We start from the raw sequence: 23,308 nt of genomic DNA on the forward strand, positions 1-23,308 counted from the left end.
GCCGGGGATTGCGGACGCAGGGAGCGAGGGGGGAGCCGGAACGTTACTCGTAGGTAGGGGGTTTGCGCGACGGTTCTCGCGAACTGTTCAGTCGGTTCGTTGTGAGAGGGGTGAGTGATGCCGGTGCGCATCTTGTGAGCCAACTGAGTTGCCGGCGGCCCCTGATGTCCCCTCGTCCGACCGCTCGCCGCCCGGCTCGGGGTCCTTCTCACCGTCCTGGTCGAGCACCGGGAATCGTCGCGGCGCGAGGCACAGCAGGGCGATCAGCGCGAGCGCGGCCGCGCACGCGGCGCCCACGTAGACCGAGTCGACGGCCGCCGCCACGGCCCGCCGCAGCCGGTCCGGGTCGGCCACGGACGCGGGGTTCTCCAGGGCCTCGGCCACCGAGTCGAGGGACCCCGCGCCGCCCAGGCGGCCGGCGAGCACCGTGTTGGCGACGGCGCCGAACAGCGCGGCGCCGACCGTCTGGCCTATCTGCCGGCAGAACAGGACGGACGCGGTCGTCGTGCCGCGCTCGGCCCATCCGACGGTCGACTGGACCCCGACGATCAGGGGCAGTTGGAAGAGTCCGAGCGCCGCGCCGAGCAGCAGCATGACCAGCGCGGGCTGCCAGGCGGATCCGGGATAGGGCAGCAGCGGGAACGCGAGCAGGATGAGGAGCGCGGCCGCGATGCCGACGACGGCCGTGTTGCGGAAGCCGATCCTGCGGTACACGTGCTGGCTGAGGGCCGCGGAGACGGGCCAGCTCAGTGTCATCACGGAGAGTACGAACCCGGCGGCCATGGGGGCGAGTCCGAGGACGGCCTGCGCGTACGTGGGCACGAACACGGTCGGCGCGACCATCAGGAGGCCCAGCGCGCCGAGCGCGAGGTTGACGGCGGCGATGGTGCGGCGGCGCCAGACCCAGCCGGGGATGATCGGCTCGGCGGCCCGCCGCTCGATGGCGACGACGGCGCCGATCAGCGCGACTCCCGTACCGAACATGGCGATCGACGGAACCGAGAGCCAGTCCCAGGCGACGCCGCCCTGCACGAGCGCCGTCAGGAGCACCCCGCCGCACGCGAACACGGCGAGCGCGCCGGCCCAGTCGATACGGGCGCGCGGCCCCTTCTCCCGTACGGGTTCGTGGAGATGGCGCACGACGAGCCAGAGGGCGATCACGCCGATGGGCACGTTGACCAGGAAGATCCAGCGCCAGCCCGCGTACGAGGCGAGCAGCCCGCCGAGAGCCGGGCCCGCGACGGAAGAGGTCGCCCACACCGTCGACAGCCTGGCCTGGATGCGGGGGCGTTCCTTGAGCGGGTAGAGGTCGGCGGCGAGGGTCTGGACGGTGCCCTGGATGGCGCCGCCGCCCAGGCCCTGGACGACACGGAAGGCGATGAGCGCGCCCATGTTCCAGGAGCCCGCGCACAGGACCGATCCGACGAGGAAGAGGATGCTGCCGCCGATCAGGACGGGCTTGCGGCCGAAGGTGTCGGACAGCTTCCCGTAGACCGGCAGCGTGACGGTGACGGCGAGCAGGTAGCCCGAGAAGAGCCAGGAGAAGACGGAGAAGCCGCCGAGGTCGCCGACGATCTGCGGGACCGCCGTGGAGACGATGGTGGAGTCGAGTGCCGCCAGTGCCATGGAGAGCATCAGCGCCGCGACGACCGCGCCCCGGCGCCGGTCCGTTCCCGTGCCCGCCTGCGTTGTCGCGCCGCCCACCGGATTCCTTCCCCCTGCATCTATCTCGCCCCCGACACCTTCTCACCCGACCCTGCCGCCGCGGGAGGGTGGAGCACGGATGCGCGGGAAGGTGGAGCGAACCCCTAGACGAGCTCCACCGATGGGTGGACTCCCCCTAGGGGGACCTCCGTACTACGGACCGGGGGCGGTTCGTACCCCCGGAGGACGAGAGGGGTGGGGGGTTCTTCCTACCTTCAAGGGGTGGGGTTTTCCCCCGGGAAAGAGGGTGACCCACACCAGGGCGCCGGGGCACCTCCCGCCACCAGACTGAAGCACGTCGCAGAGACCTGACAGCACGCCGCAGAGCCTCACCGCACTCCGGGCCCATACCTGAAGTGCGTCGCACACCCCTGACATTCCGCATGACCGACATAGGAGATTTACCGTGACAACGGCTGTGACCATTCCCAGGCACGGGGGCACTGGAGGGCGGACGGCCGTCGCCGCGCGGGCGCGGCAGGTCGTCAAGGCCTACGGCTCGGGCGAGACCCGGGTCGTCGCGCTCGACCACGTCGATGTGGACATCGCCCGCGGCCGGTTCACCGCGATCATGGGCCCCTCGGGGTCCGGCAAGTCCACGCTCATGCACTGCCTCGCCGGGCTCGACAACGTCACGTCCGGGCAGATCTACCTGGACGAGACCGAGATCACCGGCCTCAAGGACAAGAAGCTCACGCAGCTGCGCCGGGACCGGATCGGCTTCATCTTCCAGGCGTTCAACCTGCTGCCGACGCTGAACGCGCTGGAGAACATCACGCTTCCCATGGACATCGCAGGCCGCAAGGCGGACAAGCAGTGGCTGGACCGCGTCGTGCAGACCGTGGGCCTGGCCGAGCGCCTGAAGCACCGGCCCACCGAGCTCTCCGGCGGCCAGCAGCAGCGCGTCGCCGTGGCCCGCGCGCTCGCCGCCCGGCCGGAGATCATCTTCGGTGACGAGCCGACCGGAAACCTGGACTCCCGCGCCGGCGCCGAAGTGCTCGGCTTCCTGCGGCAGTCCGTCGACGAGCTCGGCCAGGGACCATCGTGATGGTCACCCACGACCCGGTCGCGGCCTCGTACGCGGACCGGGTGCTGTACCTCGCGGACGGCCGCATCGTCGACGAGATGCTCCGCCCCACCGCGGACGCCGTCCTCGACCGCATGAAGGACTTCGACGCGCGGGGGCGCACGTCATGAGTGCGAACACCGTGATGAAGACCTCCCTGCGCAACTTCTTCGCGCACAAGGGACGCATGGCCCTCTCGGCTGTCGCGGTCCTGCTGTCGGTGGCGTTCGTGTGCGGCACGCTCGTCTTCACCGACACGATGGACACGACGTTCGACAAACTGTTCGCGGCGACGTCGTCCGACGTGACCGTCAGCCCGAAGGCCGCCAAGAGCGAGGGCAGCGACACCGGGCGTCCCGAGTCGCTGCCGGCCTCCGTCCTCGCGCGGGTCGAGCGGGCCGACGGCGTCAAGTTGGCCGAGGGCGCGGTCAGTTCGATGAACGTGACCGTCGTGGACGCGGACAACAAGAACATGGGCTCCGAGAACGGCGCCCCCACGATCGCGGGCAACTGGACGCACAACGATCTGCGTTCCATGGACATCACCTCAGGCCACGCCCCGCGCGGGCCCACCGAGGTCATGGTCGACTCCGACACGGTGAAGAAGCACCACCTGAAGATGGGCGACGAACTGCGCACCATCGCCGCCACCGGTGACTTCAGGGCGAAGATCGTCGGCATCGCCTCCTTCAAGGTGACCAACCCCGGTGCCGCCGTCGTCTACTTCGACACGGCCACCGCCCAGCGCGAACTCATCGGCCGGGGCGGCCGGTTCACCCAGATCAACGTCGCCGCCGCCACCGGCGTCAGCGACAGCGTCCTCAAGAAGAACGTCGCGGCGTCCCTCGACGGCCCGTACAAGTTCCAGACCCAGAAGGAAACCGCGGACGCCAACCGCAAGGACGTCGGCGAGTTCATGGACGTCATCAAGTACGCCATGCTCGGCTTCGCCGGGATCGCCTTCCTCGTCGGCATCTTCCTGATCATCAACACCTTCTCGATGCTGGTCGCCCAGCGCACCCGCGAGATCGGACTGATGCGCGCCATCGGGTCGAGCCGCAAGCAGGTCAACCGCTCGGTCCTCGTCGAGGCGCTGCTGCTCGGCGTCTTCGGGTCGGTCATCGGCGTCGGCGCGGGCGTCGGACTCGCCGTCGGTCTGATGAAGATGATGTCCGCGGCGGGCATGGACCTGTCCACGGACGACCTGACCGTCCAGTGGACGACCCCCGTGGTCGGGCTGCTCCTCGGCATCGTCGTCACCGTCTTCGCCGCCTACGTTCCGGCCCGCCGCGCGGGCAAGGTCTCGCCGATGGCGGCCCTCAGGGACGCCGGCACCCCCGCCGACGTCAAGGCCGGCCTGGTCCGCGCCCTGATCGGTCTCGTCCTCACGGGCGGCGGCGGCTTCGCGCTCTACACCGCCACGCAGGCCGCCGAGGCGAGCGAGGGCTCCCTGTGGCTCGGTGTCGGCATCGTCGCCACGCTCATCGGGTTCGTCGTCGTCGGACCGCTGCTCGCGGGCGGTGTGGTGCGCGTCATCAGCGCCGTGCTCCTGCGGATGTTCGGCTCCGTCGGCCGCATGGCCGAGCGCAACGCGCTGCGCAACCCGCGCCGCACCGGCGCCACCGGCGCGGCCCTGATGATCGGCCTCGCGCTCGTCGCCTGCCTGTCCGTCGTCGGCTCCTCGATGGTCGCCTCGGCCACCAGCGAGCTCGACAAGTCCGTCGGCGCCGACTTCATCATCGAGGGACAGAACGGGCTGAAGCCGCAGGCCGCCGAGGCCCTGAAGAAGGCTCCGTACCTCTCGCACGTCACCGAGGTGAAGTACGTCAGGACGAAGCTGACCACGCCGGGCGGTACGAAGGAGGACGAGGAGCTCGTCGCCGCGACACCCACCTACGCCCAGGACCTGCGGCGCGAGACGACCGCCGGTGAGCTGTCGGCGGCGTACGGGAAGAACGCGATGTCGGTCGGCTCGGAGTTCGCCGAGAAGAACCACCTCAAGGTCGGCGACACCATGAACGTCGCGTTCGAGCGCGGCCGTACCGCCGACCTGAGGATCGCGGCGATCACGTCGGACGACACCACGTTCGACAAGGGCGCGATGTACATCAACCTCACGACCGCGAAGCAGTACCTGCCCGCCGACCGGCTGCCGCTCAACGGGATGATGTTCGCCAAGGCGGACGCCGGCAAGGCCGACCAGGCCTACAAGGCGCTGAAGTCGTCGGTCGCGTCCGACCCGACGGTCCACGTCAAGGACCAGACCGACTACAAGCAGACCCTGAAGGACCAGATCGGTCAGCTCCTCAACATGATCTACGGGCTCCTGGCCCTCGCGATCATCGTGGCGGTCCTGGGCGTCGTGAACACGCTGGCCCTGTCCGTGGTGGAACGCACCCGTGAGATCGGCCTGATGCGGGCCATCGGTCTCTCGCGCCGGCAGCTGCGCCGCATGATCCGCCTGGAGTCGGTGGTCATCGCCCTCTTCGGCGCCCTCCTCGGCCTCGGCCTGGGCATGGGCTGGGGCGCGACCGCCCAGAAGCTCCTCGCCCTGGAGGGCCTGGACGTCCTGGAGATCCCCTGGCCGACGATCATCGGCGTCTTCATCGGCTCGGCCTTCGTAGGCCTGTTCGCCGCCCTGATCCCGGCGTTCCGGGCGGGCCGGATGAACGTACTGAACGCGATCGCCACGGAGTAGCTCCGCGGGGCGGTGCGAACGGGGGAACGGGGACGGCGGCCCCGGAGTGTCCTTCCCGGACACTCCGGGGCCGCCGTGCGCCGTGGGGACCATCCATGTGATCCGCGAATGATCCGCACGCGGGTGTCGGCGGCGCGTCGTAGTCTGGAAGACCCCCGGCCCGTTCGACGTGTCGGGCGGTTCGCGTTGCCCACTCACCGGGATGGAAGCCCTTCATGAGCCTGCACGGTCTGCTGGACGCCGTAAGTCGAGACCCGGCGCTCGCCGAAGCGGTGAAGGCCGCCACCGACGGGCGCCGCCCTCACGTCGACCTCGTCGGCCCGCCCGCCGCGCGGCCCTTCGCGGTGGCCGCCCTCGCGCGGCGGACCGGGCGGACCGTGCTGGCCGTGACCGCCACCGGGCGGGAGGCCGAGGATCTGGCCGCGGCACTGCGCTCGCTGCTGCCGCCGGACGGCATCGTCGAGTACCCCTCGTGGGAGACGCTCCCGCACGAGCGGCTCTCCCCGCGCTCCGACACCGTGGGCCGTCGCCTCGCCGTGCTGCGCCGCCTCGCGCACCCCCGCGCCGACGACCCCGAGACCGGCCCGGTCTCCGTCGTCGTCGCCCCCGTCAGGTCCGTGCTCCAGCCGCAGGTCAAGGGGCTCGGCGACCTGGAGCCCGTGGCGCTGAGCACCGGACAGAGCGCCGATCTGAACGAGATCGTCGAGTCGCTGGCCGCGGCCGCCTACTCCCGTGTCGAACTCGTCGAGAAGCGCGGCGAGTTCGCCGTGCGCGGCGGCATCCTCGATGTCTTCCCGCCGACCGAGGAACACCCCCTGCGCGTCGAGTTCTGGGGCGACGACGTCGAGGAGATCCGCTACTTCAAGGTCGCCGACCAGCGCTCCCTGGAGGTCGCCGAGCACGGCCTGTGGGCGCCGCCCTGCCGTGAGCTGCTGCTCACCGACCAGGTGCGCGAGCGCGCCGCGGCCCTCGCCGAGGAGCACCCCGAGCTGGGCGAACTCCTCGGCAAGATCGCCGAGGGCATCGCGGTCGAGGGCATGGAGTCCCTCGCCCCCGTCCTCGTCGACGACATGGAGCTGCTGCTCGACGTGCTGCCCGAGGGCTCCATGGCCGTCGTGTGCGACCCGGAGCGGGTGCGCACGCGCGCGGCCGACCTGGTGGCCACGTCGCAGGAGTTCCTCCACGCGTCGTGGGCGGCCACGGCCGGCGGCGGCGAGGCCCCCATCGACGTCGACGCGGCGTCCCTGCGGTCCATCGCCGACGTCCGCGACCGGGCGCGCGAACTGGACATGATGTGGTGGTCCGTCTCCCCGTTCGCCGCCGACGAGACGTTCGCCCCTGCCGACGCGGCGGGCGGCTCCGACACCCTCAAGCTCGGCATGCACGCCCCCGAGTCGTACCGCGGCGACACCGCGCGGGCGCTCGCCGACACCAAGGGCTGGCTGTCCGAGGGCTGGCGCACCGTCTACGTCACCGAGGCGCACGGCCCCGCCGCCCGCACCGTCGAGGTGCTCGGCGGCGAAGGCGTCCCGGCGCGCCTCGACCAGGACCTCACCGAGCTCACCCCGGCGGTCGTGCAGGTCTCCTGCGGCTCCATCGACTACGGCTTCGTGGACCCGGCCCTGAAGCTGGCGGTCCTCACCGAGACGGACCTCACCGGCCAGAAGGCGGCCGGCAAGGACGGCCAGCGCATGCCGGCCCGCCGCCGCAAGACGATCGACCCGCTCACCCTGGAGTCCGGCGACTACATCGTCCACGAGCAGCACGGCGTGGGCCGCTACATCGAGATGGTGCAGCGCACGGTCCAGGGCGCGACCCGCGAGTACCTCGTCGTCGAGTACGCGCCCGCCAAGCGCGGCCAGCCCGGCGACCGTCTCTACATCCCCACCGACCAGCTGGAGCAGATCACCAAGTACGTCGGCGGCGAGGCCCCGACGCTGCACCGGCTGGGCGGCGCGGACTGGACGAAGACGAAGGCCCGCGCGAAGAAGGCGGTCAAGGAGATCGCCGCGGACCTGATCAAGCTGTACTCGGCGCGCATGGCGGCGCCCGGCCACTCCTTCGGCCCGGACACGCCCTGGCAGCGCGAGCTGGAGGACGCCTTCCCGTACGTGGAGACGCCCGACCAGCTCACGACCATCGCCGAGGTCAAGGAAGACATGGAGAAGACGGTCCCGATGGACCGCCTGATCTGCGGCGACGTCGGCTACGGCAAGACGGAGATCGCGGTGCGCGCCGCGTTCAAGGCCGTCCAGGACGGCAAGCAGGTCGCGGTCCTCGTGCCCACGACGCTCCTCGTCCAGCAGCACTTCGGCACGTTCTCCGAGCGCTACTCCCAGTTCCCCGTGAAGGTTCGGGCGCTGTCGCGCTTCCAGACGGAGACCGAGTCGAAGGCCACCCTGGAGGGTCTGCGCGACGGGGCGGTCGACATCGTCATCGGCACGCACCGCCTGTTCTCCTCCGAGACGAAGTTCAAGGACCTCGGCCTCGTCATCGTCGACGAGGAGCAGCGCTTCGGCGTCGAGCACAAGGAGCAGCTGAAGAAGCTCCGTGCGAACGTCGACGTCCTCACGATGTCCGCGACCCCCATCCCCCGTACGCTCGAAATGGCCGTCACCGGCATCCGCGAGATGTCGACGATCACCACGCCGCCCGAGGAGCGCCACCCGGTGCTCACCTTCGTGGGCCCGTACGAGGAGAAGCAGATCGGCGCGGCCGTCCGCCGTGAACTGCTGCGCGAGGGCCAGGTCTTCTACATCCACAACCGCGTCGAGTCCATCGACCGCGCGGCGGCCCGCCTGCGCGACATCGTCCCCGAGGCGCGCATCGCGACGGCCCACGGCCAGATGTCCGAACAGGCCCTGGAACAGGTGGTCGTGGACTTCTGGGAGAAGAAGTTCGACGTCCTCGTCTCGACGACGATCGTCGAGTCGGGCATCGACATCTCCAATGCGAACACGCTGATCGTCGAGCGCGGCGACAACTTCGGTCTCAGCCAGCTCCACCAGCTGCGCGGCCGCGTCGGCCGAGGCCGTGAGCGCGGTTACGCCTACTTCCTGTACCCGCCGGAGAAGCCGCTCACCGAGACCGCGCACGAGCGCCTCGCCACCATCGCCCAGCACACGGAGATGGGCGCGGGTATGTACGTGGCGATGAAGGACCTGGAGATCCGCGGCGCGGGCAACCTGCTCGGCGGAGAGCAGTCGGGCCACATCGCGGGTGTCGGCTTCGACCTCTACGTCCGCATGGTCGGCGAGGCGGTCGCGGACTACCGCGCCTCGCTCGAAGGGGGCGTCGAGGAGGAGCCGCCCCTGGAGGTCAAGATCGAGCTCCCGGTCGACGCGCATGTCCCGCACGACTACGCGCCGGGCGAGCGGCTCAGGCTGCAGGCCTACCGCGCCATCGCCTCCGTGAACACGGAAGCGGACGTCAAGGCGGTCCGCGAGGAGCTCACCGACCGCTACGGCAAGCTGCCGGAGCCGGTCGAGAACCTGCTGCTCGTCGCCGGTCTGCGCATGTTCGCGCGGGCGTGCGGCGTCGCCGAGATCGTCCTCCAGGGCAACAACATCCGCTTCGCCCCCGTGGAGCTGAGGGAGTCGCAGGAGCTGCGCCTCAAGCGCCTCTACCCGGGCACGGTCATCAAGCCGGCGGCGCACCAGGTGCTCGTCCCGCGCCCCAAGACCGCGAAGGTGGGCGGCAAGCCGCTGGTCGGACGCGAACTCCTGGGCTGGGTCGGGGAGTTCCTGACGTCGATCCTCGGTTCGTAGAGCGCCGCGGGACGGGCCCTGCGCCCGTCCCGCGGCGCGAGCGCGAGGGGGCGGTCGGTCCTGTCCGAGAACGCCGAGGCCGAGCCCGGCAGGTGTGCCAGTTGTGGCACCTCCCCGAACCGCCCCACGCGGTGCTGCACGTCATCGGGAAGGCGTGACCGGGAGGCGTGACGTGAAGGCGGCTGCTTCCGCGTGCCCCGGTGCGCCCGGGTGACGGACGCGTTCACCCGATACGGTGACACCGAAACCGGACTAGCAGGGGGGAGCGTCGTGATGCGAGGCGCTGGGCGGGCCGTCGCCGCCGTACTGGTGACCGTGGCCGCCGCCACCGGCTGCACCGTGGAGCAGCAGGGCGGGGCGGCGTCGGGACCCGAGTACAAGGCGGGCAGTGCGCTCGACGCCGTGAACTCGCTTTCGGTCAAGGGGCGGGCGCCCAAGACCGGTTACGACCGGGGCCGCTTCGGCAGTGCCTGGGCCGACACCGATTCGAACGGCTGCGACACCCGGGACGACATACTCAAGCGGGACCTGACGGGGGTGAAGTTCCGCGACGGGCGCTGCACGGTCGTGTCGGGGACGCTCGCGTCCGACCCGTACACCGGCAAGGAGATCGCGTTCGCGCGCGGCCGCAGCCGGGTCGACATCGACCATCTGGTGGCCCTCTCCGACGCCTGGCAGAAGGGTGCCCAGAAGTGGGACCCGAGCAAGCGCATCGCCCTGGCCAACGACCCGCTCAACCTCCTCGCGGTCGACGCGGGCCCCAACCGCAGCAAGGGCGAGGGCGATACGGCGACCTGGCTGCCGCCCCGCAAGGGGTACCGGTGCACCTATGTCGCCGGGCAGGTCGCCGTGAAGAAGAAGTACGGGCTGTGGGTGACGGCCGGCGAGCGGGACGCCATGAAGCGGGTGCTGTCGACCTGCCCGGACCAGGCGCTGCCCACGGGTGGCAACCCGACGTCGGCGCCGGATCGCTTCCACGCCAAGTGAGCGTGTGAGCAGGCCGGTTCAGCCGCCCAGCTTGTCGAGGTCGACGATGTCCTTGTCGGCCGGCGGGGCCGCCTCGACCGGCTTGTCGTAGTCCGAGAACGTGAGCGAGGCCGGCTCCTTGGCGGACTTGGTGACGAGCTTGAGCACGTACGGCTTGCCCTCGGTCGCGACGTAGAGCGTGAACTCGTCCTTGCCGTCGGTCTCGGTGACCGTGAACGCGGGCGTGCCGTCGACCGTCGTCGCCCTGCCCTTGCGGGCGAGGGTGTCATTGCTCTTGAACTCGGCGAGCATCGAGTCGAGGTCGCAGAAGTCCGCCATGTCCTTGGCGTCCGGGCTGTCCGCCTTCGACTTCATCCAGCGGCCCGCGAGCATCTTCACGACGGCGTCGGTGTCCGCCTTGGACTCGCCCTTGCTCTGCGCGCGCAGGAACGCCTCGTCGGACTTGAGGTACACGGTCGGGCCCGTCTTGATCAGGTCGACCTTGCCCTGTCCGTTCATGCCCATCGAGCCGGCGCACTCGCCCTTCTTGTCGAGGGCGACGTCGAGGGCGATCTGCCCGCCGTCCCCGTCGGCGGCGTTTCCCTTGATGGTGAGGGACGTGGCGCCGCGGGTGGCCTTCATCGCCTTGTTGGCGATCTGCGGTCCCGACAGGTCGGCGAAGGGGGCCTTGGGCTTGTCTCCTGAGCCCGCTGCCCCGCCGGGCCCGCAGGCGGTGAGCGAAAGGGCGGTCGTGACGGCGGTGAGGCAGAGGGCGGCAAGTGTGCTGCGGCGCATGGGAGTTCCCGGTGTGAGTGGTTGAGGTGGTGAAGGCGGAGCGGTGGTGTACGGCCGTCAGAAGTTGCCGTTGGTGATGATCTCGCCGTCGGCGTCGTAGACCGTGACGAGGCCGTTCTTGCTGTCCTTCCAGTCCGCGAACGCGGAGGCGATCAGCTTGGAGGGGCCGGAGCCCTCGCCCATCAGGCCGCCGGTGAAGTCGGTGTAGACGTCGGCGCTGTCGAGGATGTCGTTCTGCTGGTCGGCGCCCTGGACCTTGAGGACGTGGGCGACGGCGGCCTTCTCCTTGGGCGTGCCGTTCTTGGCCACGAAGGCCTTGAACTGCTCGGCCTGCGAGGCCTTCGACGTGCCCTTGTCGCCGGCGTCGGACTTGGCGGCGCCACCGGTCTTGCCGGCCTTGTCGCCGGAGCCGCCCGCGTTCTTGTCCGCGGCGGCGGAGGTGTCGCCGCCCTTCCCCCCGTTGCCGCCGTCGCCGGAGTTGGCCGATACGACGCCGATCACGACGATCCCGACCACCGCACCCAGCGCGACCTTGGTCTTCATGCCCATGGCTGATCCCCCCAACAGAAGGCGGCCCCTCGATGTCGGCGACCGCTTGTTTCGATGGGTCAATAAGAGCAGAGCTTGTGAACCGAGTCAACACGATTCACGGATTCGAGTGTGTACACGCTCGTGAATGGGGCGCTTGCGTGTTCGCGGGTATGCTCGGCGTCACAGTCATGTGGGGAGCCGAGGGGAGCACGCCGGGTGCAGGACAACGCCACAGAAGTGACCGCGGCCGGGATCGCCCGGCTCGCGGGGGTCGGCCGCGCCGCCGTCAGCAACTGGCGCCGCCGCCACCCCGACTTCCCCAAGCCCGTCGGCGGGACGGAGACCAGCCCCTCCTTCGCCCTCACCGACGTCGAGACCTGGCTGCGCGAGCAGGGCAAGCTCGCCGAGGTCCCGCTGCGTGAACGTGTCTGGCAGCAGCTCGCCGGGCACCCCGCGGGCCCCGGGGTCGCGCTCCTGCACACCGGCTGCGCCCTGCTCCTCGTGCACGACCGGCCCACCGACTGGCTCGAACTCGCCGCGGTCTCCGACGAGCACCTCGCCCAGCGCCTCCCGGCCGCCCTCGACGACGTCCTGGACCGCCGCTTCGGCCCCCGCGGCGAGCGCGCCGTGAGCCTGCCCGACACCGGCCTCCTGCCCTCCGTCCCGCTGCTGCGCGGCGCCGCCGAACTCGCCGCGGAACTGGGCGCCCGCCAGACGTACGAGTTCCTGCTCGGCCGTCATCTCGACGCCAACCCGCGCCAGTACACGCTCACGCCCGCGGGCCCCGCCCAGCTCATGGCCGCCCTCGCCGGACCCGCCCGCACCGTCCTCGACCCGGCCTGCGGCACCGGCGCCCTGCTGCGCGCGGTGCGCGACCTCTCACCCGAGCCGGACCAGCGCCTCTACGGCCAGGACAGCGTCCCCGACCTCGCCGCCCTCACCGCGCTCCGTCTCGCGCTCGGCACCCCGGCCGCCGGCGGCGCCACCGTGCGTACCGCGGCCGGCGACACCCTGCGCGCCGACGCGTTCCCCGACGTCCGCGCCGACGCCGTGCTCGCCCACCCGCCGTTCAACGAACGCAACTGGGGTCACGACGAACTCGCCTACGACGCCCGCTGGGAGTACGGCTTCCCGGCCCGCACCGAGTCCGAACTCGCCTGGATCCAGCACGCGTTGGCCCGCCTGCGCGACGGCGGCACCGCCGTCCTGCTGATGCCGCCCGCCGCCGCCTCCCGCCGCTCCGGCCGCCGCATCCGCGCCGACCTGCTGCGCCGCGGCGCCCTGCGTGCCGTGATCGCCCTGCCCGCGGGCTCCGTCCCGCCCAACAACATCCCGCTGCACCTGTGGGTCCTGCGCAGGCCCGGCGCCGGCACGCCGCCCGCGCCGGAACTCCTCCTCGTCGAGACGACCGGGGGCGGCCCGGCGGGCTCCGGCGACGGACGCGACAGGCTGCCGTGGGAGCAGGTCCAGCAGGCCGTCCTCGACGCCTGGCGGCCCTTCGACCGCGACGGCACGATCGAGGAACTGCCCGGCGTCGCCCGCTCCGTGCCCGTGATCGAACTGCTCGACGACGAGGTCGACCTCGCGCCCGCGCGCCGGCTGCCGCCCCCGGCCGCGGGCGGCGGCGCCGAGGAACTCGCCGCGGTCCGCACCCGCCTCGGCGACACCCTGCGCCTCACCGCCGACCGCGCCCCCGACACCCCGCCCGCCGCGCAGAGCCCGGCCCGCTGGCCGCAGACGACGGTGGGTGAACTCGCCCGCGCAGGCGCCGTGTTGCTGCGGACCGCCGCGGCGGCCTCGGGTCCCGCCACCGGAGGTTCCGCGGGCGCGCCCGTCCTCACCGACCACGACGTCCTCGCCGGCACCGCACCCTCCGGCTCGCCCCAGGGCGGCGACGAGGAGGCCGTGCTCGTCGAGGCGGGCGACGTCGTCGTGCCGCTGGCGGGCGGCGGGGCGGTCGTCCGCGTCGTCGACGAGGCCACCGCGGGCGCCGCGCTCGGCCGCGGCCTGACGCTGCTGCGCCCCGACCGGGCCGCGCTCGACCCCTGGTTCCTCGCCGGGTTCCTGCGCGGCACCGCCAACAACCGGCAGGCCAGCAGCTTTGCGTCCACCGCGACGCGTCTGGACGTGCGCCGCCTCCAACTCCCGCGCCTGCCCCTCGCCGACCAGCGCCGCTACGGCGAACGCTTCCGCGCCCTGGCCGGGTTCGAGGACGCCCTGCGCCAGGCCGCGCGCCTCGGCGAACAGCTCGTGCGGGGCCTGCACGACGGACTGACGGACGGCACCCTCGGCCCCGAGTGACGTGTTTGACATCCGTACGACAACGGTTCCGTACAACCCGGCGCGGGTTGTCGGAGTCGGCCTATACGCTCGACACACAAAGGACCCGTCAGCAGGAGCAGCAGGAGAAGCCATGCACGGCCAGGGCTACATGCCACCGCCACAGCGCCCGTCGCATGGCGTGCAGATCGGGTTGCGCGTCCTGTTCGTGGCGCTCGCCGTGCTGAGCATCGGCTTTCTCGCGTGGACGGCGCTGCTGCGTCTCGCGCTGACGACGCGCAGCAGGACGGACTGGATCATCTTCGCGTCCGTCGCCGCGCTCCAGGCCGGTACGGTCGCGCTGCTCGCCACGGACCCGGGCGTCGACGAGTTCACGACGTGGCGGGGCGACGCGGGCATGACGATCCTCCTGCTCACGCTCGCCGGAGTCGTCTCGTACTACCTCGTGGCCGACATCCGACACGGCCGCAAGAGGCGCCTCGGGTTCTACGGCGGTTACGCGAGCGGGTACCAGCCGCAGCAGCAGTTCCGGCAACCCCCGCTCCAGCAGCCCGCGTACGGGTATCCGCAAGCGCAGCACTACGCGCCGCCCACGCCGCAGCCCACGCCGCCGACGACGCCGCCCGTGCACGACCAGCTCACCCAGACCGCGGGCCAGGCCCCCACGCCCGTGCCCACCCCCGCCCCGCAGCACCAGGCGCCGCCGCCCCACCGCATCGACCAGGTCCGCGCGGAGCTCGACGAACTCAGCGACTACCTGCGAAAGCAGGAAGGCGGACGGTGACCCACCCCCTGAACGCGTCCGGCGGACAACTCGTCGCCGGGCGCTACGAGCTGTCCACCCTCATCGGCCAGGGCGGCATGGGCCAGGTCTGGACGGCGTACGACCAGAGGCTCGACCGGCGCGTCGCGGTGAAGCTGCTGCGTCCCGACCGCGTCGCCGGCCAGGAGGCAGACGAGCTGCGCCGCCGCTTCGTGCGCGAGTGCCGTGTCACGGCCCAGGTCGACCACCCCGGCCTGGTCACCGTCCACGACGCGGGCACGCAGGGCGAGGACCTCTACCTCGTCATGCAGTACGTGGACGGGGCCGACCTCTCCGACCACCTCGCCGAGCACGACCCCTACCCGTGGCAGTGGGCGGTCTCCGTCGCGGCCCAGCTGTGCGCCGTCCTGTGCGCGGTGCACGCCGTGCCGATCGTGCACCGCGACCTCAAGCCGCGGAACGTGATGGTCAAGCAGGACGGCACCGTCACCGTCCTCGACCTCGGCGTCGCCTCCGTGCTCGACACCGACACCACCCGCCTCACCCACACCGGCTCCCCCATCGGCAGCCCCGCCTACATGGCGCCCGAACAGGCCATGGGCGGCGCGGTGGGCCCCTACACGGACCTGTACGCGCTCGGGGTGCTGCTGCACGAACTCCTCAGCGGAGACGTCCCGTTCGCGGGCTCCACCGCCCTCGGCGTCCTGCACCGCCACCTCTACGAGCCGCCCCTGCCGGTCCGCCGCCTGCGCCCCGAGGTCCCCGAAGCCCTGGAGGCGCTCGTCCTGCGCCTGCTCGCCAAGGACCCGCAGCACCGGCCCGCCTCCGCGCAGGAGACGTACGAGGCCCTGCTCCCGCTGCTGCCCGCGCGCGGCGTGCCGAGCGGCGGTCCCCTCGACCCGACCCGCCCCTTCCTGCGCCCGCACGCCCCCTGGCCCGACCGCGCCCGCACCCCCGCCCCGCAGCCCGCCGCGCCCACGCCCCACACCGACAAGCCGGACGTCGCGGGCGCCGTCGACGAGGTCAAGCGGCTCCTCGGCGAGGGCCGCATCACGCAGGCCGTCGACATCCTCGGCGCGATCCTGCCCGCCGCCGCGGCCCAGCACGGCGAGCACTCACCGGTCGTGCGGACCCTGCGCAAGCAGTACGCCGCGACGCTCATGGACGACGGCCAGTACCGCCGCGCCCTGCCCGAGCTGCGCCGCCTCGCAGACGAGCGCTCCGCCGAGGCCGGCCAGGCCGACCCGCAGTCCCTCCAGTTCCGCTACGAGGCCGCGCAGTGCCTGGAACAGCTCGGCGAACCGGCCGCCGCGCTCGCCGAATACCGGGCGCTGCTCCCGTACTACGAGAACCAGTACGCGACGACGGACATCACGCTGCCCCTCGAAGTCCGGCGCCGCATCGGCCACTTGCTCCTCGCGCTCGGCGACCGGGCCGCCGCGCACGACACCCTCGTACGTCTCCTGCACGACGCGGAGCGCCTGCACGGGCCGGGACACCCGTTCCCTGCCGAGATCCGCCGCACCCTGCAGTGGCTGGGGCAGGTCCGGGGCTGAACCGGAGCGGGCCGGGCGCGGGGGAGTGCCTCAACTCCCGGCGAATCGTTGGGTCGAATAGGTGGCCGAGAGCACGGCCACTGCCTAACATCGATCACCGCCGGACTTTGTGCACCGACGCACAAACTCTTCGCAGGGAGGCCCACCTTGCATCGCCGCAACAGCCGCCGCACCGCGCTCGTCCTCGCCACCGCCGCCGTAGCCGCGGTCCCCCTCCTCACCGCCTGCGGCGACGACGCGCATCCCGGCGCCGCGGCCGTCATGGGCAGCTACCGCATCACCGTCTCCCAGCTGGAGAACCGGGTGAACGAGGTGCGCGACGCCCAGCAGGCCGCCACCAAGGACGACCAGCAGTACGAGCAGGCCATCGCCAAGTCCGGCGGCCTCACCCGGAACACGCTGCACTCCATGGTCTTCGACCGGGTCCTGCACCGCGCGGCCGCAGACGCGGGCGTCAAGGTGAGCCGCAGGCAGGTCCAGGAGCGGGAAGCCGCGATGGCGCAGCAGGCCGGCGGCGTCCGGCAGATGCGGCTCGCCCTGCTCGAGCAGTACAACATCGCGCCCGAGCGCATCGCGGAGAGCGCCCGCACCGATCTTGAGGTCATGGGCCTTGCCCAGAAGGTCGGCGCGAACATGCAGTCCCAGTCCGAGAGCGACCAGGCCCCCTTCTGGAAGGCGCTCGACCAGGCCTCCAAGGAGCTGAAGGTCGACCTGAACCCGCGCTACGGCACCTGGGACATCGCCAAGAGCCACGGCCGCGCCGACGCGAAGACGCCGTGGGTGCGTGAGGTCACGTCCCCGAAGACGGGGGACGAGCAGACGGCGTAGGGCGCGGCGGGCGGCCTGGGTTACGTTCGAGGCGTGAACGCCGAGAACGCACCCGCCGCCGTCCCGACCGGCCGCATCGTCCTGCTCACCACCAGTCACCGCGTCGCGCCCGGCCTGCTGTCCTGGTCGGCCTGGCAGCTCCTGCACGCCGCCGACGAGGTGCTGTGCGCCGACGCCGCGCACCCGCAGCTGCCGTATCTGCGGGAGGCCGGCATCGAGGTGCGGGAGGCGGCGCCGACGGCTCACGAGCTCGTCGACGCCTGTGCCGGGGGCCGCACCGTCGTGGTCGTCGCCACCGCCGAGGGCGACCGGCGCCTGACCGACGGCCTGGCCGCGCTCGCCGGCTCGGGCCGCGTCGCGATGCCCGACCTGGAACTGCTCCCGGCCTCCTACGACCTGCCGGGCGCGCGCCTCCTCGACCTGGTCCAGGTCATGGACCGCATCCGCCGAGAGTGCCCGTGGTCCTCGCAGCAGACCCACAAGGGCCTGGCGAAGTACGCGATCGAGGAGGCGTACGAACTCGTCGAGGCGATCGAGGACGGTGACCGGGACGAGCTGCGCGAGGAGCTCGGGGACGTGCTCCTCCAGGTCGTCTTCCACGCCCGGATCGCCGAGGAGGCCTCCGGTGAGGAAGGGGACGAGGCGTTCTCCGTGGACGACGTCGCCGGTGGCATCGTCGAGAAGCTCATCCACCGTCACCCGCACGTCTTCGGCGACGACACGGCGCTCACGCCGGAGGACGTCAAGGAGCACTGGCTGCGCACCAAGGCCGTCGAGAAGCAGCGCGAGTCCGTCACGGACGGGGTGCCGGTGGGACAGCCCGGCCTCGCGCTCGCGGCGAAGCTGGGATCCCGGGTCCGCACGGCCGGCCTCGACGTGCCGGTGCCGGGCGGCGAGGGCGTCGGTTACGAACTGCTCGCCATCGCCCTGCGCGCCGAGGCCGACGGCATCGACCCGGAGGCGGCACTGCGCGCGGCGGCCCGGGCGTACCGGGACGCGATCCGGGCGGCGGAGGGGCCGGCCGCTCAGTGAGCGGCGAACTCCACCGGAAGGGTCCGCAGCCCGCGCATGATGAGCCCTCCGCGCCATCGTAGGTCGGCACGGTCGACGGCCAGCTCCAGATCCGGCAGACGACGCAACAGCGTCTCGATGGCGACCGTGCCTTCGAGGCGGGCCAGCGGCGCGCCCAGGCAGTAGTGGATGCCGTGGCCGTAGCCGAGGTGCTGGTTGTCGCGGCGGGAGAGGTCAAGCGTGTCCGGTTCATGGAAACGGGCCGGGTCGCGGTCCGCGGCGGCAAGGACGACCAGTACGGGATCGCCGGTGGCGATCTGCTGTCCGCCGATGGTGAGGGGTTCGGTGGCGAACCGCCAGGTGGCGAGTTCCACAGGGCCGTCGTAGCGGAGCAGTTCCTCGATGCCGGTGTCGAGGAGTTCCCGCTCGCCGCGCTCGATCGACTCCTGAAGCCGGGCGCGCTGCTCGGGGTTGCCGAGGAGCGCGTACACGCCGTTACCGATCAGGTTGATGGTGGTCTCGAAACCGGCGAACAGCAGCACGAAACACATCGCGGCGGCCTCGTTCTCGGTGAGGTGCTCGCCGTGGTCGGAGGCGCGGATGAGGTCTGAGATCAGGTCGTCGCCGGGGTCGTTGCGCTTGCGGTGGATGAGTTCGGCGAGGTAGCCGCGGATCTTCTTGACGGAGCGGGCGACGCCGCCGCGCGGGCCGCCGCCGTGCCGGATCATCATCCCTGCCCAGTCGCGGAAGTCGTCCTGGTCCTCGCGGGGGACGCCGAGCAGGTCGCAGATCGCGTAGATGGGGAGGGGAAAGGCGAAGTCGTGAATGAGGTCGGCCTCGCCCTGCGGTGCGAACCGGTCGATGAGGTCGTCCGCCAGCTCCTGAACACGCGGCGCGAATGCGGCCACACGCCGTGGGGTGAACGCCTTGGAGACGAGACGGCGAAGACGGGTGTGGTCCGGCGGGTCGATGTTGAGCAGATGCGTCATCAGATTGGCACTGCGCTCGCCCGGAATGCCGGTCTTGCTCTTGCCCTGCGCATCCTCGGCATGGTGCTCGGGATTCTTCGACAGCCGACTGTCCGCGAGGGCCTGGCGGGCGTCGGCATAGCGGGTCACCAGCCACGCCTCGACGCCGCTGGGCAGCTTCGTCCGGTGGACGGGGGCATTTTCCCGCAGCCAGGCATAGGCGGGATACGGGTCCGAGGCGAACTCCCAGGTGAAGAGTTCGGGTGCGGCGTTCGGGGCGTTCACGAGACGACCGTATAGGGAGTCGTCCTGCGAGCCGGCGCCCGTGAGGTCTTGAGCCGCTTTGGCGCGATAGGGACGGCTGGAAGAACTATGCGGATTACGGCACGGCTTGGGCGAGAATTTCCGGCCGCTGCTCCTCGGCCGCGGAACTCCGTCGCGGGAGGCGCTCCGGCGCGGCGGGCTCGTCATGCGGGGATTGCGCACGCTTCCGGCCGAGTTCACGCCGCATCAGGTAGAGCCCGGACAAAGCCCCTTAGCTGACGGTCCGTCAAGACTGTGACTTTCACGTGATCTCGGCTGCATCGACTTGTGACAAGCGTTCGACTCCCGCTACGTTCACCAGTCATCGCGGCACCACCCGCCGCAGCATTCCCCGAGCCCCCGAAAGGCGCCTCCATGCTCACCGGGAACGGTCGTCACCGTCGCCCCCGCCAGGCTCCCGCGCTCATCGTCGCCGCGGGAGTGGCCGGCTCCGCCATCGCGATCCCCCTGCTCGGCGCGACCAGCGCGAGCGCCGCCTCGACGGCGACGTGGGACAAGCTCGCCGAGTGCGAGAGCGGCGGCTCCTGGAGCGCCGATCCGGGCAACGGCTATTACGGCGGGCTCCAGTTCTCGCAGGAGACCTGGGAGAACTACGGCGGCCTCGACTTCGCGCCGCGCGCCGACCAGGCCAGCCGCTCGCAGCAGATAGCCGTCGCCGAGAAGGTCCTCGCCGACCAGGGTCCGCGGGCGTGGCCGGTCTGCTCGGTCACCTCGGGCCTCACGGTGGACGACGCCGCGGCCAAGGTCGATCCGGGGGCGGCCCTGCCGACCCCGTCCGCGTCCGCCGACGACTCCGGCAGTGGCGACGCGTCGAGCGGCGACACCAGGAAGGACGACGCGAGCGACGGACAGGGGGACTCCGCGGCCTCGGGCGCGAAGGGCGACTCCCGAGAGAAGAATCACGACGACTCGGGTGATACCGCAGGTAACACCGCGAACGACTCCAAGAGTGACAAGTCCGGTCAGGAAGACGCGACTTCGACCTCCGGCGCGCCCTCGTCGGAGGCCTCCGACGGCTCGGACTCCGCTGCCGCGCCCGCCTCCGGCCGCCACCGCGGCGAAGCGGCCGAGGACGATACCGCGGGCGCCTCGCGTGCTGACGACAGTTCGGGTCGCCATGCCTCGCGCGGTAGTGAAAACGGGCGCAAGGGCGCGAATGCCGATGAAGGCGCCTATACCGTGCGCGCCGGCGACAACCTCTGGGACATCGCCGACACCCATGACGTGGATGGCGGATGGGCCGCTCTGTACGCCGAGAACAAGAAGACGGTCGGCGCCGATCCCGACCTCATCCTTCCTGGTCAGAGTCTGGATCTTGGGCTCGAATCGGGCGAAAAGTAGCGGCAGTTCGGGCTTATTGTCCGCTTTGGCGAGAGTGAGAGATGGGTCTCAAAGGCCCTGATCGTCTTTGAAATTCGGGCGATCCACTGCTTACGGTCATCACCGCTCGCCACAGCGGGCCCCGTCGGATGTCACGCCGAATCCTGCCAACGTCCGTACGGGAACAGTCGTCGCGTAAGCGCCGTAGGCAGGAGCGGGGGACCCAGGTAAGTGCCGGCCCCGGCCGTCGAGAGACGGCCGACCGACCGGCTTGGGGTGAAGTCGCACGCAGGACGTGCGACCGGGCACTCATCCGGCCCGAACCCGACAGCTCACCTCGTAGGCGTCGGTGAGGGGATCTCTCGATGCTGTTTTCCAGCAAGGGCAAGCACCGCCGCCCGTCCAAGGCCGTCCGTGTCGCCACGCTCGCCGGCGTCGCCGGTGCCGCTGTCGCCGTGCCGCTGATGGGTGCCACCGGCGCCTCCGCCGCCACCACCTCTGAGTGGGACGCGGTCGCGCAGTGCGAGTCCGGCGGCAACTGGTCGATCAACACGGGCAACGGCTACTTCGGCGGCCTCCAGTTCTCCTCGTCCACCTGGGCCGCGTACGGCGGCACCGCCTACGCCTCCAGCGCCGACAAGGCCTCCAAGGCGCAGCAGATAGCCGTCGCCGAGAAGGTCCTGGCCAGCCAGGGCAAGGGTGCCTGGCCGAGCTGCGGCGTGGGCCTGTCCGCCGCCTCCACCGGCTCCGCCCCGGCCGCCGCCCCGCAGAAGCAGGAGCGCACCGAGCAGCCGACCACCCGCAGCCAGCAGCGCACGGCGCCTGCCGCCCCGAAGCAGCAGGCGAAGAAGACCGTCGAGACCCCGGCCGGCAAGAAGGTCAAGAAGGGTGACGGCGAGTACAAGGTGAAGGCCGGCGACACCCTCAGCACCATCGCCGAGGAGCACGGCACCAAGGGCGGCTGGGCGAAGCTCTTCAAGCTGAACAAGGACATCGTCGAGGACGCCGACCTGATCTACCCGGGCCAGCAGCTCCACCTCAAGTAAGTATTAGAGGAGAGCGGCAGCCTCCAGGCCGCTCGGGTACCGGCTCTCGGCGGACGGCCGGTACCACGCCAGGTCCCCCCATGGACTCCCCGCCCCGGGTGCGCATTCCCCCGTCGCACCCGGGGCGGGGTTTTGGTGTGTGCGGGGTCCTGGGCTTTCGTCCGTCGGCGGCCGGAGCTTTTTGTTCCGTTCGGAAACAATTAGCTCTCGGTTTGTCCACGGGCCGGTCGGTCGGCCGGTTTGAGCCCCGGAGCCGGTTAGGCTCAGCAGTTGCCGGACCATGCGGCCCGGCGTAGTTGCGTCACATCCCAGAAGGAGATGCTCGTGCCGTCCATCGACGTCGTCGTAGCCCGGGAAATCCTGGACTCCCGAGGCAACCCCACGGTCGAGGTCGAGGTCGGCCTCGACGACGGCAGCACCGGTCGTGCCGCTGTCCCGTCCGGTGCGTCCACCGGCGCGTTCGAGGCCATCGAACTCCGCGACGGTGACCCGAACCGCTACCAGGGCAAGGGTGTAGAGAAGGCCGTCCTCGCCGTCATCGAGCAGATCGGCCCGGAGCTCGTCGGCTACGACGCCACCGAGCAGCGCCTGATCGACCAGGCGATGTTCGACCTGGACGCCACCGACAACAAGGGCTCGCTCGGCGCCAACGCCATCCTCGGCGTCTCTCTCGCCGTCGCGCACGCCGCCTCCGAGGCCAGCGACCTGCCGCTGTTCCGCTACCTCGGCGGTCCGAACGCGCACCTGCTGCCCGTCCCGATGATGAACATCCTCAACGGTGGGTCGCACGCCGACTCCAACGTCGACATCCAGGAGTTCATGATCGCGCCGATCGGCGCGGAGTCCTTCTCCGAGGCCCTTCGCTGGGGCGCCGAGGTCTACCACACCCTCAAGAAGGTGCTGAAGACCAAGGGTCTGTCCACCGGCCTGGGCGACGAGGGCGGCTTCGCCCCGAACCTCGGCTCGAACCGCGAGGCCCTCGACCTCATCGTCGAGGCCATCAAGCAGGCCGGTTACGTCCCCGGCGAGCAGATCGCGCTCGCGCTCGACGTCGCCGCGTCCGAGTTCTACAAGGACGGCAAGTACGAGTTCGAGGGCAAGTCCCGCTCGGCCGCCGAGATGACCGAGTACTACGAGGAGCTCGTCTCCGCGTACCCGCTGGTCTCCATCGAGGACCCGCTGTACGAGGACGACTGGGCCGGCTGGAACGTCATCACCGAGAAGCTGGGCGACAAGGTCCAGATCGTCGGCGACGACCTCTTCGTCACCAACCCCGAGCGCCTCGCCCGCGGCATCGAGGAGGGCTCCGCCAACGCCCTGCTCGTCAAGGTCAACCAGATCGGTTCGCTGACCGAGACCCTGGACGCCGTCGAGATGGCCCAGCGCAACGGCTTCAAGTGCATGATGTCCCACCGCTCCGGCGAGACCGAGGACGTCACCATCGCCGACCTCGCCGTCGCGGTGAACTGCGGCCAGATCAAGACCGGTGCCCCGGCCCGCTCGGACCGCGTCGCCAAGTACAACCAGCTCCTGCGCATCGAGGAGATCCTCGACGACGCCGCGGTCTACGCCGGCCGTAGCGCGTTCCCCCGCTTCAAGGGCTGAGCACACCCTTAAGGCACTGCCTTAGGAAGCGTCGTACGTACGTCCCCGCACCCGGTCCCGTACCGTGTGCGGGGACGTAC

The 23,308-nt window shown here is 71.1% G+C and carries 15 protein-coding genes, 1 pseudogene and 1 riboswitch; of the genes and pseudogenes, 12 read left to right on the forward strand and 4 right to left on the reverse strand.

Going from position 1 to position 23,308, the window contains the following annotated elements; genetic code table 11:
• Positions 1-87 precede the first annotated feature (87 nt).
• On the reverse strand, positions 88-1,704 hold the full coding sequence (locus OHO83_RS26560; RefSeq protein ID WP_266671345.1) for an MFS transporter: 1,617 nt from the start codon (positions 1,702-1,704) through the stop codon (positions 88-90).
• A gap of 406 nt (positions 1,705-2,110) precedes the next feature.
• Between OHO83_RS26560 and OHO83_RS26565 the strand changes: the two are divergent.
• The 4 genes and pseudogenes from OHO83_RS26565 to OHO83_RS26580 all read left to right on the forward strand — a co-directional run bounded on the left by OHO83_RS26565 (position 2,111) and on the right by OHO83_RS26580 (position 10,222).
• Positions 2,111-2,901: pseudogene (locus OHO83_RS26565) on the forward strand (ABC transporter ATP-binding protein).
• On the forward strand, positions 2,898-5,468 hold the full coding sequence (locus OHO83_RS26570) for an ABC transporter permease (protein WP_330279796.1): 2,571 nt from the start codon (positions 2,898-2,900) through the stop codon (positions 5,466-5,468). Before OHO83_RS26565 ends, OHO83_RS26570 begins: the two are co-directional and overlap by 4 nt.
• A gap of 215 nt (positions 5,469-5,683) precedes the next feature.
• Positions 5,684-9,235 carry a transcription-repair coupling factor gene (gene mfd / locus OHO83_RS26575; RefSeq protein WP_329434863.1) on the forward strand — a complete coding sequence of 1,184 codons (3,552 nt, stop codon included), beginning with the start codon at positions 5,684-5,686 and terminating at the stop codon, positions 9,233-9,235.
• Positions 9,236-9,508: 273 nt separating this feature from the next.
• Positions 9,509-10,222: an HNH endonuclease family protein gene (locus OHO83_RS26580; protein ID WP_266671337.1), complete on the forward strand. Its 714-nt coding sequence runs from the start codon at positions 9,509-9,511 to the stop codon at positions 10,220-10,222.
• Positions 10,223-10,240: 18 nt separating this feature from the next.
• Here the strand turns inward: OHO83_RS26580 and OHO83_RS26585 are convergent, their stop codons facing one another.
• Together OHO83_RS26585 and OHO83_RS26590 are read right to left on the reverse strand one after the other, a co-directional pair.
• Positions 10,241-10,996, reverse strand: a complete 756-nt coding sequence (locus OHO83_RS26585) for a hypothetical protein (protein WP_266671335.1) — start codon at positions 10,994-10,996, stop codon at positions 10,241-10,243.
• A 57-nt stretch (positions 10,997-11,053) separates the two neighbouring features.
• A complete protein-coding gene (locus tag OHO83_RS26590) occupies positions 11,054-11,545 on the reverse strand; it encodes a hypothetical protein (protein WP_266671333.1) in 492 nt (163 codons plus the stop codon).
• A gap of 198 nt (positions 11,546-11,743) precedes the next feature.
• Here OHO83_RS26590 and OHO83_RS26595 point away from each other — a divergent pair, with 198 nt between their 5' ends.
• From OHO83_RS26595 to OHO83_RS26615, 5 genes are all read left to right on the forward strand, one after another.
• Positions 11,744-13,828, forward strand: coding sequence for an N-6 DNA methylase (locus tag OHO83_RS26595; protein ID WP_330279797.1), 2,085 nt, complete (start codon positions 11,744-11,746; stop codon positions 13,826-13,828).
• A gap of 112 nt (positions 13,829-13,940) precedes the next feature.
• On the forward strand, positions 13,941-14,591 hold the full coding sequence (locus tag OHO83_RS26600) for a hypothetical protein (RefSeq protein WP_330279798.1): 651 nt from the start codon (positions 13,941-13,943) through the stop codon (positions 14,589-14,591).
• Between the two features lie 50 nt (positions 14,592-14,641).
• Positions 14,642-16,126: a serine/threonine-protein kinase gene (locus OHO83_RS26605; RefSeq protein WP_264484725.1), complete on the forward strand. Its 1,485-nt coding sequence runs from the start codon at positions 14,642-14,644 to the stop codon at positions 16,124-16,126.
• A 147-nt stretch (positions 16,127-16,273) separates the two neighbouring features.
• The gene (locus OHO83_RS26610; RefSeq protein ID WP_330279799.1) at positions 16,274-16,954 is read left to right on the forward strand and encodes a SurA N-terminal domain-containing protein; all 681 of its coding nucleotides are present in this window, start codon (positions 16,274-16,276) and stop codon (positions 16,952-16,954) included.
• A gap of 33 nt (positions 16,955-16,987) precedes the next feature.
• Positions 16,988-17,986 (forward strand): nucleoside triphosphate pyrophosphohydrolase, encoded by a 999-nt coding sequence (locus OHO83_RS26615; RefSeq protein ID WP_266671327.1) that lies wholly within the window; start codon positions 16,988-16,990, stop codon positions 17,984-17,986.
• Here the strand turns inward: OHO83_RS26615 and OHO83_RS26620 are convergent.
• Positions 17,980-19,218, reverse strand: coding sequence for a cytochrome P450 family protein (locus tag OHO83_RS26620; protein WP_266671326.1), 1,239 nt, complete (start codon positions 19,216-19,218; stop codon positions 17,980-17,982). The two genes, OHO83_RS26615 and OHO83_RS26620, sit on opposite strands and share 7 nt — an antisense overlap.
• 459 nt (positions 19,219-19,677) lie before the next feature.
• Here OHO83_RS26620 and OHO83_RS26625 point away from each other — a divergent pair, with 459 nt between their 5' ends.
• The 3 genes from OHO83_RS26625 to eno all read left to right on the forward strand — a co-directional run bounded on the left by OHO83_RS26625 (position 19,678) and on the right by eno (position 23,228).
• The gene (locus tag OHO83_RS26625) at positions 19,678-20,598 is read left to right on the forward strand and encodes a transglycosylase family protein (protein ID WP_330279800.1); all 921 of its coding nucleotides are present in this window, start codon (positions 19,678-19,680) and stop codon (positions 20,596-20,598) included.
• A gap of 169 nt (positions 20,599-20,767) precedes the next feature.
• A riboswitch (cyclic di-AMP (ydaO/yuaA leader) is annotated at positions 20,768-20,938 on the forward strand.
• A gap of 4 nt (positions 20,939-20,942) precedes the next feature.
• Complete coding sequence (locus tag OHO83_RS26630) at positions 20,943-21,623, forward strand: transglycosylase family protein (protein ID WP_266671324.1); 681 nt, start codon at positions 20,943-20,945, stop codon at positions 21,621-21,623.
• 318 nt (positions 21,624-21,941) lie between these two features.
• Positions 21,942-23,228 (forward strand): phosphopyruvate hydratase, encoded by a 1,287-nt coding sequence (gene eno / locus OHO83_RS26635; RefSeq protein ID WP_116512577.1) that lies wholly within the window; start codon positions 21,942-21,944, stop codon positions 23,226-23,228.
• The last annotated feature ends 80 nt before the right edge of the window (positions 23,229-23,308 follow it).

Source organism: Streptomyces sp. NBC_00569 (genome assembly GCF_036345255.1).
In the GTDB taxonomy this organism is placed as follows: Bacteria; Actinomycetota; Actinomycetes; order Streptomycetales; family Streptomycetaceae; genus Streptomyces.

What these genes read in the sequence shown, in the direction of transcription:
- OHO83_RS26570 (WP_330279796.1), top strand. Translation starts at nt 2,898, where the DNA reads ATGAGTGCGAACACCGTGATGAAGACCTCCCTGCGCAACTTCTTCGCG.
- mfd (WP_329434863.1), top strand. Translation starts at nt 5,684, where the DNA reads ATGAGCCTGCACGGTCTGCTGGACGCCGTAAGTCGAGACCCGGCGCTC.
- OHO83_RS26580 (WP_266671337.1), top strand. Translation starts at nt 9,509, where the DNA reads ATGCGAGGCGCTGGGCGGGCCGTCGCCGCCGTACTGGTGACCGTGGCC.
- OHO83_RS26585 (WP_266671335.1), bottom strand. Translation starts at nt 10,996, where the DNA reads ATGCGCCGCAGCACACTTGCCGCCCTCTGCCTCACCGCCGTCACGACC.
- OHO83_RS26590 (WP_266671333.1), bottom strand. Translation starts at nt 11,545, where the DNA reads ATGGGCATGAAGACCAAGGTCGCGCTGGGTGCGGTGGTCGGGATCGTC.
- OHO83_RS26600 (WP_330279798.1), top strand. Translation starts at nt 13,941, where the DNA reads ATGCACGGCCAGGGCTACATGCCACCGCCACAGCGCCCGTCGCATGGC.
- OHO83_RS26630 (WP_266671324.1), top strand. Translation starts at nt 20,943, where the DNA reads ATGCTGTTTTCCAGCAAGGGCAAGCACCGCCGCCCGTCCAAGGCCGTC.
- eno (WP_116512577.1), top strand. Translation starts at nt 21,942, where the DNA reads ATGCTCGTGCCGTCCATCGACGTCGTCGTAGCCCGGGAAATCCTGGAC.